This window comes from Kitasatospora sp. NPDC059462 (assembly GCF_042749955.1).
Lineage (GTDB): Bacteria > Actinomycetota > Actinomycetes > Streptomycetales > Streptomycetaceae > Kitasatospora.
On record NZ_JBHYUU010000213.1, the window covers coordinates 1 to 12,755 of the forward strand.

Genomic DNA, 12,755 nt, shown 5'->3' on the forward strand with positions numbered 1-12,755 from the left:
GCGGGGGCCCCGGCGGCGGGCGTACCGGCGGCGGGCGTACCGGCAGCGGGCGTACCGGCCGCCGCGCGCGGCGCCACCACCACCTGGATCCGCCCGGTGGCGACCCAGGCGGCGAGCTTGCCCGCGTCCGCCTGGTCGACGACGGCGTCGAAGACCTGGCTGCCGTCGGTGTCCACCCGGCCGACCGTGTAGACGGTGGCGGCGAGCGTCTCGGCCCGCGCGCCGTCCGGGGTGTAGACGACGATCACCGGCTGACCCGGCTGGAGGCGGGTGGCCGGCAGCTGGGTGCGCCGGGCCGAGACGCCGACCAGCAGCTGCCCGGGGTTGAGGACGAGCGACTGCGCGAGGTCGGACTTGGTGAGCAGCCCGCCCTTGTGCAGGTCGGTGGCGGCCCGCATCCCGACCGCCTTGGCCCGGTCGGCGGCGTCCAGCGGCTTGAGCGCAGGATCGCTCGCGATCCGGACGACCACCAGGTCGGACTCGCTCAGCACCTGCCCCCACGGCACGTCCCGGGCGAGCGCCAGCACCGCGACCCGCTGACCGGTGCTGTTGTAGAGCACCGCGCCACCGAGCCCGCCCGCGGCTATCAGGGCCACCGCCATCGCCAGCACGGCGGGGCGCCGGCGCCGCGCGCCGAGCGTCCGCCCGGGCGTGCGGGGCGCCCCGCGCCGCTGCTCCGGCGCGGCCGCGGGGGCGGTCGCGGCGGTGGCCGCGGTCGCCGTGGCGGTCGCGCCGGGGCCGGGCGTGGCAACTGTACGGTTCTCCACCGGGGTTCGGCCTTCCTCGCGTTCGTTCGTTCGTCGGGGTTGCTGTGCGCTAGTTGAGGACCTGGACCTCGGCGACCCGGTAGCTGACGTTCCGCACGTAGACCCGGATCTCGATCGGGTCGACCTTCGTGCCGTCGGACACCGTCACGTCGTTCATCCACACGACCTCGACGTCGCCGCTGAACAGGCCGTTCTTCTTGGTGCCCGAGCCGGTCCTGAAGACGTGGCCGCAGGTGGGCGACGGGCCGGCGCCGTACTTGACGTCGTACGGAGTGCCGACCGCGGCAGCGCCCTTGCAGGTCACGCTGGGGCCGTCGCCGAGGTCCCACTTCACCGAGGCCACCCGGGGGGTGACCGTCACCGTGAGGCTGCCGGCGTGGAGCGGTTGCGTGACCGGCTTCTTCGGGTCCGCCAGCCAGAGCCAGACGTTCCCGCCCACCACCGGGTCCTTCCCGGGGGCGATCCCGAGCTCCGGGGGTTTGAACTCCAGTCTGTCCTTGACGTACGCAGCGGCCATGGCTCCCGGGTCCGGCGGCGCGGGCACGGGCGCCTGGGCGAGGAACGTCGACGCGGTCGGGCCGATCGAGCCGTCGGAGAAGCGGCAGGTCCGGTTGTAGACCGCCCCCTCCTTGGGGTCGTGGCCCTCCCAGCGCGAATCCCCGGCCTCGGGCGGCGGGTTGATGACCCGGTAGTAGCAGCCGTCGGTGGCGCTGAACCAGCCCAGCTCGGGGTCGGTGCAGGCGAGGACCTGACCGTTCCAGTTGCAGAGCTGCGGCCCCGAGGTGCCGCCGCCTCCCCCTCCGCCGCCGCCACCCGAGGGAGGTGGTGTGCTGCCGGCGTGACCTCCGCCCGTGCAGATGACGGTGATCTCGCAGTGGGTGGCTCCCCCCGTGTCCGCGGGGGTGGGATCAGCCGCCACAGGGCTCGCCGGCGCCAGAAGCAATCCGGCGAACAACGGCGTGCCGATCACCAACCGCCTGACCGGTTTCAGCATGTGCGCCCCACCTCCCGCTTGAACTCGTTGATCAGCCAGCGCGTCTGGAACAGCCGCAGGGAAACGGTCGCCACGTACCGGTCGAGCCGGTCGGGCGGATCCTTCACCGCGCGCGTAACGGCGTCCGCCTGGTGCCACCCGGACACGTCCAGGCAGTCCTCGATCACGGCGGTGTTCGGATCGGCGTTCAGGTCGACGGACTTCACCACCGCGGAACTCCGCGGTTCACCCGTCATCACGAGTTTGGCTTCTTGTAACTGACGAAGGTTCACCAAGGCCTCGGTCAGCGCCTTCCCGGAAGCGAAGGTGTCGAATCGGGACCCGTCCGAATCGGCGCGTGCGAACGCTTCTGTCTGCGCCTGCCACCAGTCCTGATAGGTGCTCAGGGCCGATCTGGCCGCCGCACCCTCGGGTCCGTCGGTCGGCGCGTTCCCGACGTTTGCCGAACCACCCGAAGGAGGGACCGCGGTCACCCCCGCCACCGTGGGCGCGCTCGTCCCCAGCCGATCGGTGGAACCGCCGGCCCCGCTGCTCGCGCAGCCGCCCAGCAGCAACGCCAGCACCAGCCCTCCGACCCCAACCGCCCCAGGGCGCAACACATTTCCGCGCTGCCGCATCGCCCCACCTCGTCGCAGCCGACCCCGGGTGTGGACCGGGGCCGCCAGAAGAATTCCGCCGTCCCGCCGGTGTTCCCCCGCGGGCATCGATTCTTCGCCAAACCGGGCCTTCACGGCAACACCCGGGGGCTCCTGACCTTACGCGGAAGGCGGATCCGTCGGGGCACTTTCCCGCCACAGCAGGGCCAACAGTTCCTCGGAAAGCGACAATCCGGCCAATGCCCCCCGAACCGCCGCCCGATTGCGCATCAGAAGGCGCCCGCCCTCCGGCGGGACGAGCAGGCGCACACCCGGCGCGTCGGACTGGTTCGACGGCGCACCGGCGCCACCCGCCTCGTGCGGGGCGCCACCGTCGAGCAGCGCGCCGACGGCCGGCTGCAGGTCGTGCGGCCCGACGGCCGCGGGCGCCCCCGGGACGCCCTGGCCCAGCACGGCGGTCAGCGCCTGGCTGAACGAGCCGGGGCCGCCCGGCAGCACGGCGTCCCGGCCGCGCCGGCCCGGGGTGTAGCGGCCGGGCGCGTGGCGGCCGATCCGGCCCCAGAGCGGGACGCGCGAGTAGCTGAGCAGTTCGCCCGCGCCGTCCTCGCCGCCGCCGCGCTCCAGCGCCGCCCAGGTGTCCTTGTCGGCGACCGCGTCGACCAGCAGCAGCGCCTCCTCCTGGTCGCCGTGCACCATGGCGCTGACCACCCAGTCCCAGGCCAGCCCGCGCCGGTAGGCGTTGTCGGCGGTGGAGCCCGCCGTCACCAGGGCGAGCCGGCGCCCGCGCGGGTCGGCCACCAGCTGGCCCACCAGGCAGACCAGCAGCCAGCGGCCCGGACGGGCGGCCGCCTCCCGGACGGCGGTGAGCATGGTGTTGGCGTCCGCGCCCGGCTCGACGACGGTGACCCGGCTGCCGGCCGCGCCGGCGTCGAAGCACATCCCCGGCAGGACCTCGGCCAGCAACCGGGCGCCCTCGGCCGCCTGCGCGGACCCGCCGAAGGCGCGGTCCGGCCCGCCGTCCGCCCCGATGACCACCAGATCGACCCCACTTGCCACCCGCACCGCCCCCTCCTGCCCGGCCCCGGGCTCCCGGGGCCGCCGAACCGTTACGCCGTCCGCTCCGGCCCGACGCGCACGCTCTCCGCCGTCTCCGCCGTCTCCGCCGTCTCCGGCGGCGCCGTCCGGGCCCCGGCACGCCCGGCGTGCCCCGGTGCCACCGCCGGGCAGGCTACCGCCCCGTGCCGTCACCGTCGGGCCCGCGGCCGCGTTCCGGGGCGGGAATCCCGCGTCCGGACGCCACCGGTGCGCCCGCCCGGCGAGCACCGTCCGCCGTCCGTGGGCGCCGGCTGCGGCCCTCCCCCGGTGCCGGAGGACGGCCGCAAGGCCCTACCGCCCAGGGACCATGGGCCCTGTCGGCCCGCGCGCGGGAGGGGGACCATCGGACCCATGGACCGTGACGACCCACTGGAGGAACTCGGCGCGGACACGTGCCTGCGCCTGCTCAGCACCGTGCCCGTCGGACGCGTGGTGTACACCGAGCACGCGCTGCCGGCCGTGCTGCCCGTCTCCTTCGAGGTCGCGCCGGACGGGCGCCTGCTGCTGGCCGTGCGCCGGGGCAGTGCAACCGCGCGCGGGTTGGACGGCACCGTCGTCGCCTTCCAGGCCGACCAGCTGGACCCGGTCACCCGCACCGGCTGGAGCGTGCTGGTGCACGGCCGGGCGGACGTCCTGCGCGACCCGGAGCAGGTCCGCCGCGCGCTGCGCTCGGGCCTGCGGCCCTGGGTGGGCGACCCGGACCCGATGTTCGTCTCCCTGGTGCCCGAACTGATCAGCGGCCGCCGGCTGACCGCGGCCGGCCACCCGGTCCCGCACTCCTGAGGCCCGGCGGCCGCGCGCGGGGACCGGGCCCCTGCCCGGGGACCGGGGCGGCCGTGCCCGGGGAGCGCCGGCCGCCCCCGACCCCCTGTCACGAGAACCCCCTGACAGGTGACCGGCGAGTAGGCATACTCTGCGGAGTTCGCAGCAGCACCGCGCACCGCCGACCGTCCCGCCTGCCCCAGGAGCGCCCCGTGACGACCTTCGCCTCCCTCGCCGAGCTGACCGCCGCCGTCGGCACCGAGCTGGGCACCAGCCGGTGGCACACCGTCGAGCAGGCCCGGATCGACCTGTTCGCCGAGGCGACCGGCGACCACCAGTGGATCCACGTCGACCCGCAGCGGGCGAAGGAGAGCCAGTTCGGCTCGACCATCGCGCACGGCTACCTCACGATGTCGATGATCCCGGTGCTGGCCAAGGAGTGCTACGGCGTCGAGGGCGTGCGGATGGCGCTCAACTACGGCTCGGAGAAGGTCCGCTTCCCCGCCCCGCTGCCGGTGGGCACGGCGATCCGGGCGAAGGCCGAGCTGGTCTCCGCCACCGAGGTCCCGGGGGGCGTGCAGGCGGTGGTCCGGTTCACCATCACCAGCGCGGAGAGCGCCAAGCCGCACTGCGTCGCCGAGACGATCACCCGTTTCTACGCCTGATCACGGGGGAAGGCCCCTGGTCGGCGGACGGCGGCCGCCGCTCGCCGGGTCCGGAAGGCCGAGCACGAGTAATCTCCGACGAGACGGTCGTCGTACCGGGTCGGCGCTCCGGCCGGCGGTACGCGGCCCCGGCATGCCAGCTCTCCTTCGCCGCCCCTGGAGGTGCCGTGCCCCGCCCAGCCGCCCCGTGGTACTCCCGCGCCCTCGGCCTCTCCTCGGCCCTGGCCTCCGCCGCGTCCACCGCCCTCGGCACGCCGCCCGGCCTGGCCGGACTGCCCCGGGCGGCCTGGCACCGGGTCCGCACGGACGCCTTCGGCGCCGAGCCGCGCGGCGAACGGCTCGCCCGGATCCACCGCTCCCCCCAGTTCGCCGACGGCGCCTTCCGCAACCCCGTGCCGACCCGCCGGCTGGTCTCCGCGCGCAGCCCGCTGGAGATCGCCCGCGCCCAGCTGGCGGCCGACCGCGCCCGGCGGACGCCGGCCGCCGCCGTGCCGCTGCACCGGCTGCTCCCGGCCGACCTCGCCGCGCCGCCCGCCTCCGGGCTGCGGCTCACCTGGCTGGGCCACGCCACCGTGCTCGCCGAGATCGGCGGTCGCCGGGTGCTGTTCGACCCGGTCTGGGGCGAGCGCTGCTCACCGTTCTCCTGGACCGGCCCCAAACGGCTCCACCCGGTGCCGCTGCCGCTCGCCGAACTCGGTCCGGTCGACGTGGTCGTCGTCTCCCACGACCACTACGACCACCTCGACATGGCCACGATCCGGGCGCTGACCGGCAGCGGCGCGGTCTTCGCGGTGCCGCTCGGCGTCGGGGCGCACCTGGAGCACTGGGGGGTGCCGGCCGGCCGGATCGTCGAGCTCGACTGGTGGGAGTCGGCCGAGGTGGCGGGCCTGACCCTGACCGCCACCCCAGCCCGGCACTACTGCAGCCGCGGCCCGCGCACCAGCCCGCTCTTCCTCTGGGCGTCCTGGGTGGTGGCCGGCGGCGGGCGCACCGTCTTCCACAGCGGGGACACCGGCTACTTCGCCGGCTTCGCCGAGATCGGCCGCCGGCTCGGCCCGTTCGACGCGACGATGGTGCAGGTCGGCGCGTACAGCGACTTCTGGCCCGACGTCCACATGACGCCCGAGGAGGGTGTGCGGGCCCACCTGGACCTGCGCGGCGACCTGCTGCTGCCCATCCACTGGTGCACCTTCAACCTCGCCCCGCACCCGTGGGAGGAGCCCGCCGAACGGGTGGCCGCCGCCGCGCGGGCGCACGGCGTACGGCTGGCGGTGCCCCGGCCCGGCAAGCCCTTCGAGCCGGCCGGGCCGCCCGCGCTGCGGCGCTGGTGGCGGGCGGTGGCCGCACCGCCCCGGGACGGCGCGGCGCTGGTGGTGCCGGACGGCGCGGCCGGTCCGGACGCCGCGGACGACCGGGCCGCCGCCGACGGGTCGCGGCCCCGGGCGGCGGCCCGGGGCGGCGACGGCCTGACGGTCTGACGGACCGACGGATTGACGGATTGACGGATTGATGGATTGGCGGATTGGCGGACCGACGGTCCGGGGCGCTCAGGCGGGCCGCTTGGCGTGCTCGACGAGGTCGACGGTGGCGCGCGGGTCGTCGACCTCCACGATCAGCCGGCTGTAGCGCTCGTCGGCGAGCTCGATCACCACGGCCTTGGCGGGGTTCTTGACGTCCCAGAACACCCACTCGCCGCCCGAGCGGAAGGTCCCGGCGGTGATCACCCCGGGGAAGTGCGTGCCGCCGACCTTGATCCCCTTGGGCTCCCGGAGGATCCCGGGGTCGACGGTCGCGCCCCGGACGTTGCCGAGCGGGATCTCGATCCGGCTGCGGACCGCCCAGAGCCGGTCGAGGCCCTCGATCTCGACGACGAGGGTCTGGTCGGTGATGCTGACACGGGCCATGGAACTGTTTCCTCCCACTGGTGGATGATCTGCGGTGGACCGGCGCCGACCGGGCGTCAGCCGAGGCGTCCGGCGAAGGCGAGCACCGCTTCGGCGGACGGGCCGTCAAGGCCGGCGCGGGCGCGCAGCCGCAGGCCGAGGACGGTCGCGGCGAGCACACCGGCGCCGCCGTCGCCGCTGCCGGTCACCCGCTCGACCGCGCCGTCCAGCGCGGCCGTCCCCTCGGCGACCAGCGCCCCGACCTCCGGATCGCTCCCGGCCCGCTCCACGGCGGCCGACAGCAGCAACCCGGCGGCCGGCCCGCCGTCGAACGCGGCCACCGCCTGCGTCAGCAGCGCGGCGAGCCCGTCGGCCTCCCGGAGCGCCGCCGCGAGCGGCAGCACCTCCTCGTCGAGGTGCCGGCGCAGCGCGGCGAGGTAGAGCCCGCGCTTGCTCCCGAACACCTTGTAGAGGCTCCCCCGGTGCACACCGAGCCCGGTGACGAGATCGTCCACCGAGGTCCCCTCGTACCCGTGCACGGCGAACAACTCCGCCGCCGCGCGCACTGCCTGCTCCTCGTCGAAGGCGCGTGGTCTTCCCATGGGCAGGACTCTACGAGTTGAAGAACGATCAGTCAAGAACGACCGTTCTCAAACCCTCGCCACCGTCCCGCCCCAGGAGGAGCGGGGCGCGCGGCCGGGGTCAGGGGGTGGTGAGGAAGGCATGGAGAGTGCGGGCCTCCTTGACGAGACGGCCGGTGCCGGAGCGCTCGGCGACGGCGGCGAGTTCGGGGATCGGGCCGCGGGCGGCGCTGCGGCGGGCGGTGTCGTTGGCGAGGGCGAGGAGGTCCGCGGTGCCGCGCGGGGACTCGCCGGTGAGCAGGGACGGGAGGGCGGCGGACAGCACGGACCAGACGGTGGCGTGGGCGCCGGTGTCGGCGGCACCGCTCACGGACTGGACGAGGCGGTTGGGCTTCACCGTGCCGAGCGCCACCAGCTCGCCCAGCTCGCGGCCGAGCAGCGCGCCGTCCAGGTCACCGCGGGCGGCGAGCACGAGCAGGGCGTCGACGGCGGCGGCGCGGTCCTCGGGGTGGCGGGCGCCCAGGCCGTAGGCGAGGGCGAGATGGAGGGCGAGCCCGGCCGGGCCGCCGGCCTCGGCGAGCACGACCAGCATCCGCAGCGTGCCGCGCCGCTCGCGGTCGGCGCAGTCGGCGAACCGGTCCAGCCAGCGGGCGGCGAGCTCCTCGCGGTGGTGCGGGAGCATCGCGGCCCAGTGCACGGTGGGCTCCCGGAGCCAGTCGTCCGACCGGCGGATCCGGGCCACGCTGGGCTCGGTGCCCTCCAGCAGCTTGCGGAAGTCGCCGGCCAGCCGCTCGCGCGCCGGGCCGGCCGGGCCGCCGGTGCCGCGCTGGGCGACCGCGATCCGCTTGAGGTCCTCCCACCAGCGCTCCCAGTAGCGCCGCTTGCGCTCGTAGCCGGCGCCGGGGGCGAAGACCACCCGCTCCGAACCCTGGGCCGGCAGACCGCCCTCGTGCAGCCAGGCCGCCGCCCACCGTCCGGCCGCCGAGGTGAGCCGGCCGGCCGCCGCCCGCACCTCCGGGTCCGCCGTCGGGGCGACCCGCAGCAGCGCGGCGTTCAGATCGGCCGGGCCGGGCGCCGCGCCGGCCGCCTCGTAGCGGGCGAGGCGCTCGACCAGCGCGCTCGCGGTGATCGCGCCGGTGGCGTCGGTCGGCGTGGCGAGCAGGAACGGCGGGGTGTCGGTGACGACCCGCTCGGCGGCCTCGGAGATCCGGGCGGCCAGCACGTTGCCGTACTCGGTGTTGTGGGTCCCGCGCAGCGGGTCGCGGCCCTTGCGGAAGACGGGGCCGGGCCGGTACGGCTCGGCCTTCCCGGCGACCACGGCGGCCACGTACAGCACGTCGCCCGGGCCGCAGTCCCGCCAGCGGCCGACCTCCTGCCACGGGTTGGTCCGCAGCACCGGCTCCAGCGCCCGGACGAGCGCCGTCCGGTCGCGGTGGGCGTGCCGGACCAGGCCGTCCAGGACCCTCTCGAAGACGGCGACGTCGGGCCGTGCGGAGGCCAGCAGCACGGCGAGCTCCTCGGCGACCTCCGCCGGGGTGGCGAGCGGTTCGCCGAGCGGGGCGGGCACCGGGGCGGGCGGCAGCAGTTCGTCCCAGGCGGTGTCGTCCCCGCCCGAGCCGGCCACCGGTGCGCCGAACAGCTCCCCGGCCCGGGCGTGGTGGGCGGGGTTGAGCGCTTCGGCGGCGAGCAGCAGCTCCGGCAGCACGGCCTCCCCGGCGGCCTTGAGCCGGCGGGCGACCACGTTGAGCGCCCGCTCCTGGAGGGCGCCGTCGGGGTGGCCGAAGGCCCCGGCGGCGGCCAGCACCACCGCGCCCGACCGCTCGGGCGAGCGCCTCGCGGCCTTCTCCAGCCAGGCGAGCTGGGCCCGCACCAGCTTCTTCTCACTGCGGAACAGCACCACGGCCGAGGCCTCGACGACCGCCTCCGGCTCGATCAGCCCGGCCTCGTCCAGCCCGGCGAGCACCTGCTGGGCGTGGCCGGCCACCGCCGGCAGGCCGTCGAGCAGCGCCAGCAGGTCGCGCGCCCGGGCCGCGTACTCCGCCGGGGTGGGCGCGAGCGCGACCAGCACCGTGAGGAACGCGCGCTGGTCGGCCGTCTTGCCGCCGCGCACCAGACGGCCGAGGCAGAGGTCGATCAGCTCCTCGCGCCCCAGGCGCCCGGACTCGGCGAGCCCGGCGATCGCCGCCGGCCAGTTGTCACCCGAACGGGTGGTGTAGGTGGCGTTCAGTGGCCAGGCGACATCGTCCAGTTCGAACACCCGGGGCAGCAGCACGGGGGTGAAGGTGTCCGTCCGCAGCCGCTCCAGCAGGGTGGTGGCGGTGCCGCGCCGGCCGTTCTCCGCCCCGGCGGCCGAGCGCAGCCACTCGGTGACGAAGTCGTCGGAGGCCGGGACGGCGCAGCCGGTGCGCCGCACCACCCGCTCGATCAGCGGATAGAGGTCCCAGCTCCAGCTGGACCCGCGCTTGGCGGCGAGCCGGCCGACCACCTCGGTCTGCCACTCCACCGGCTGCGCCTCGACGACGTCGGCCAGGGCGGGGTGGCGGGCCCAGGAGCGGCCGGAGAAGTCCCGGGATCCGATCCAGGTGGCGGCGCCGGCCGGACCGGCGTGGCAGCCCGCACCGGCCACCAGCACCGCGCACATCCGCCGGCCGCCCTCCTTGGTCCAGTCACGGCGGCCGCTCCGGCGCATCTCCTTGAACGTCGGGAGGCAGGAGCGCCGCTCGGCCGGGCCGAGGGCGGCCAGCAGTCCCGGCACCTCCCCGGTCCGCCCCTCGCGGACGGCCGCCATCAGGGCCTCCACCGCCTCGCTCGTGGCCGCCGGCGGCTGCGCGCTGCTCGCGGTTCCGGCGCTCATCGCTGCGCCCCCTCGGCCGGCCGGTCCGCCGCCCCGCCCCGCGCCCGCTCCTCGCGGACCATGCCGACCGCGAGCACGTGCTTGCACGGCCCGCGCCCGCCCCGGTACTTCGCCCACCACAGGCAGGTGCAGCCGACCGCGCCGGCCGCGTCCGTGCGCACCCGCTGGACGTGGTCGTCCACCGTGACGACGGCCGTCGCGCCGCCGCCCTCCAGCCGCACCGCCCCGGCCGCGACCAGCGCGCGGGCCGCCTTCAGCCGCGGATTGGCCGCCTCCGCGCGCCCCGCCTCGTACGGGAGCTGACGGTGGAAGTACGCGGCCTCCGCCACGTCGTAGCCGATCTGCCCGGCGGTGCCGAGCCGGGTGAGCGCGGCCCGCACCCGGGCCGCGGTGAGCCCGGACTGCTCGGCCAGCTCGGCGATCTCGATCCGCGGCTCCCAGGCGAGCAGCGCCGACACCAGGTCGGCGTCCTGCTCGGCGGTGCCGGTGGCGAGCGCGCCGAGCACCCCGCCCTCGCCGCTGAAACCCCGGGAGGCGTCCGGCGAGAGGGTGAGGGTCAGCCGCATCCCGGGCAGCTCCACCCCCCAGGCGGAGGCCGCCGGGCCGGTCCCGGCGACCGGCGGGCCGTAGACCCGCAGCGCCCGCGCGTGCCGCAGCACCCGCTGCAGGGCGGCCAGCCGCTCGGGCCCGGGCAGGCAGACCGCGCCGGGCACCGGCCGGGTGGTGGGCCGCAGCGTGCGCCCCGCCGGGACGACCCACTGGGCGACCCGGGCCCCGGCCCGGCCCCCGCCGCGCGGCAGCGAGCGCAGGAAGCGGACCGCCTCGGCGGCGGACAGCTCGGCGCGCAGGTCGAAGCCGGCGGCGGTGACCTGGGTCTCGGCGAATCCGCGCAGCCAGCGCTCGGGCAGCGGGACCTTCTTCTCGACGACCGGCCCGTCGAAGGTGGTGACCTCCAGGGCGTCCGGGCCGACGGCGAGGTGCAGCGGCTCGGCGGGCCCGATCCGGGTGAGCGCCTCGCGCAGCGGGTTGTTGACGTCGACGTTGGTGGTGCCGTGGCCGATCTCGTCGCCGTCCAGGCCGGCGGCGAGCACGTCGAGCCGGGCGTAGACGCCGCAGCAGCCGGAGAAGGACTCGAAGCGCAGCCGGTCGCCGTTGGCGGTGACCACCGGATCCAGCGAGGCGCGCAGCTGCGGCTGGTAGTAGCGGGCGGCGGCGACATCGGCGACGGCGAGCAGCGCGGCGGCGGCCGGCGCAGGCTCGGCCAGGAAGCCCGCGAAGAAGCGCGGGTGGGCGGCCGCCCCGAGCGGGGTGGTGCCGCCGGACGTCTCCAGGGCGAGGCTCCGCCCGGCCTCGCCGTCGAGGACGGCGGAGGGGCGCAGATAGGCGTACGCGTGTGCGGATTGCGACATGCCGAGCACGGTAGGTCAGGGCACTGACAGCCGACCCCGGACCGCCCCACCGCCTTCGAATTGCGGAACACGTTCTAGCACGTGCGTTCGCCCTCCGGGTTACCCAGGTCACACCGGCGCACGGCCCGGGTCTGCCAGTATGGGCCTGTGACAGAGCTGACCGAACAGGACAGACGGGCCACCGGCACGGTCGGCCCGTTCGCCGAGCTGCTGCGGATCGAGCGCCTCGACGAGAACACGTTCCGCGGCCACTGCCACGCCGGTGCGCCGATGCGCGCGTTCGGCGGGCACGTCGCCGCGCAGGCCCTGCTGGCGGCCGGGCGGACCATCGGCACGGACCGCGCGGTGCACTCGCTGCACGGCTACTTCCTGACGCCGGGCGACCCGGGCCGCCCCATCGAGTACCGGGTCGACCGGGTCCGCCAGGGCACCTCCTACGCCACCCGGCGGGTGACCGCGGTCCAGCGGGGCGAGGACGTCTTCAGCCTCTCCGCCTCCTTCAAGCGCCCCGAGCCCGCCGCCGACCGGCACCGGGAGGTGCCGAGGCTGCCCGGCCCCGAGGAACTGCCGGACGCCCTCTCGCTCTGGGACGACGCGGCCCGCGCCGCGCTGGCCGACGTCGGCTTCGGCGACCTGGAGCTGCGCTTCGTCCCCGCGGACGCGCCGGACGTGCCGCCGGCCGTCCCGGGCATGCCCCAGCAGTTCGTCTGGCTGCGCACCGGCTCGCCGCTGCCCGCCGGCGACCCGCTGCTGCACGTCTGCGCGCTCACCTACCTGTCGGACCTCACGCTCGCCTCGACGGCCGGGCTGCACGTCCAGCCGAACTTCTTCCAGCGCACCGAGGAGCCCCGGCTGCTGATGGCCTCGCTGGACCACGCGATGTGGTTCCACCGGCCCTTCCGGGCCGACGAGTGGCTGCTGTTCGCGCAGCGCAGCCCGTCCTCCTCGGACGGCCGCGGCCTGGCGCTGGGCGAGTTCTACGACCGCTCGGGCCGGCTGGTGGCCTCCGCCGTCCAGGAGGCGCTGATCCGCGAACGCCTGGTCTCGCCGCGCTGAGCGCCGCCGGGCCGCGCCCCGGCCGCCCCCGCGCGCACCCGTCGGGGACCGTCCGGGACCGTCCGGCCTCCCGCCGTTCGCCCCCCGTCACCA

At 76.3% G+C, this 12,755-nt stretch carries 12 protein-coding genes; 4 read left to right on the plus strand and 8 right to left on the minus strand.

All coding sequences use genetic code 11. The annotated features are described in order from the left end of the window. The 4 genes from ACFXAM_RS33515 to ACFXAM_RS33530 all read right to left on the minus strand — a co-directional run. Nucleotides 1-767: SAF domain-containing protein (locus ACFXAM_RS33515; protein ID WP_380297046.1), on the minus strand; the 767-nt coding region annotated here is incomplete at its 3' end. A 49-nt stretch (nucleotides 768-816) separates the two neighbouring features. Continuing rightward, on the minus strand, nucleotides 817-1,761 hold the full coding sequence (locus tag ACFXAM_RS33520) for a hypothetical protein (protein WP_380297048.1): 945 nt from the start codon (nucleotides 1,759-1,761) through the stop codon (nucleotides 817-819). Continuing rightward, nucleotides 1,755-2,324, minus strand: coding sequence for a hypothetical protein (locus tag ACFXAM_RS33525; RefSeq protein ID WP_380297050.1), 570 nt, complete (start codon nucleotides 2,322-2,324; stop codon nucleotides 1,755-1,757). The genes ACFXAM_RS33520 and ACFXAM_RS33525 overlap by 7 nt, the downstream gene beginning before the upstream one ends. Nucleotides 2,325-2,516: 192 nt before the next feature. Then, the gene (locus ACFXAM_RS33530; protein ID WP_380297052.1) at nucleotides 2,517-3,413 is read right to left on the minus strand and encodes a hypothetical protein; all 897 of its coding nucleotides are present in this window, start codon (nucleotides 3,411-3,413) and stop codon (nucleotides 2,517-2,519) included. 390 nt (nucleotides 3,414-3,803) lie between these two features. Between ACFXAM_RS33530 and ACFXAM_RS33535 the strand changes: the two genes are divergently transcribed. From ACFXAM_RS33535 to ACFXAM_RS33545, 3 genes are all read left to right on the plus strand, one after another. After that, a complete protein-coding gene (locus ACFXAM_RS33535; protein WP_380297054.1) occupies nucleotides 3,804-4,235 on the plus strand; it encodes a pyridoxamine 5'-phosphate oxidase family protein in 432 nt (143 codons plus the stop codon). Between the two features lie 191 nt (nucleotides 4,236-4,426). Continuing rightward, nucleotides 4,427-4,879 (plus strand): MaoC family dehydratase, encoded by a 453-nt coding sequence (locus tag ACFXAM_RS33540; protein WP_350564017.1) that lies wholly within the window; start codon nucleotides 4,427-4,429, stop codon nucleotides 4,877-4,879. A 263-nt stretch (nucleotides 4,880-5,142) separates the two neighbouring features. Further along, nucleotides 5,143-6,357: an MBL fold metallo-hydrolase gene (locus ACFXAM_RS33545; RefSeq protein ID WP_380297063.1), complete on the plus strand. Its 1,215-nt coding sequence runs from the start codon at nucleotides 5,143-5,145 to the stop codon at nucleotides 6,355-6,357. 69 nt (nucleotides 6,358-6,426) lie between these two features. On the opposite strand, the gene ACFXAM_RS33550 is transcribed toward ACFXAM_RS33545, so the two are convergent. The 4 genes from ACFXAM_RS33550 to ACFXAM_RS33565 form a co-directional block, all read right to left on the minus strand. After that, nucleotides 6,427-6,783 carry a hypothetical protein gene (locus ACFXAM_RS33550; protein WP_380297056.1) on the minus strand — a complete coding sequence of 119 codons (357 nt, stop codon included), beginning with the start codon at nucleotides 6,781-6,783 and terminating at the stop codon, nucleotides 6,427-6,429. A gap of 56 nt (nucleotides 6,784-6,839) precedes the next feature. Beyond that, on the minus strand, nucleotides 6,840-7,364 hold the full coding sequence (locus ACFXAM_RS33555) for a TetR/AcrR family transcriptional regulator (RefSeq protein WP_380297058.1): 525 nt from the start codon (nucleotides 7,362-7,364) through the stop codon (nucleotides 6,840-6,842). A gap of 100 nt (nucleotides 7,365-7,464) precedes the next feature. After that, nucleotides 7,465-10,197, minus strand: a complete 2,733-nt coding sequence (locus ACFXAM_RS33560) for a DUF6493 family protein (RefSeq protein ID WP_380297060.1) — start codon at nucleotides 10,195-10,197, stop codon at nucleotides 7,465-7,467. Beyond that, nucleotides 10,194-11,606: an SWIM zinc finger family protein gene (locus ACFXAM_RS33565; protein WP_380297061.1), complete on the minus strand. Its 1,413-nt coding sequence runs from the start codon at nucleotides 11,604-11,606 to the stop codon at nucleotides 10,194-10,196. Before ACFXAM_RS33565 ends, ACFXAM_RS33560 begins: the two co-directional genes overlap by 4 nt. 147 nt (nucleotides 11,607-11,753) lie before the next feature. Here ACFXAM_RS33565 and ACFXAM_RS33570 point away from each other — a divergent pair, with 147 nt between their 5' ends. Beyond that, entirely contained in the window at nucleotides 11,754-12,662 is a 909-nt protein-coding gene (locus ACFXAM_RS33570; RefSeq protein ID WP_380297062.1) for an acyl-CoA thioesterase, read from the plus strand. Nucleotides 12,663-12,755: the final 93 nt, after the last annotated feature.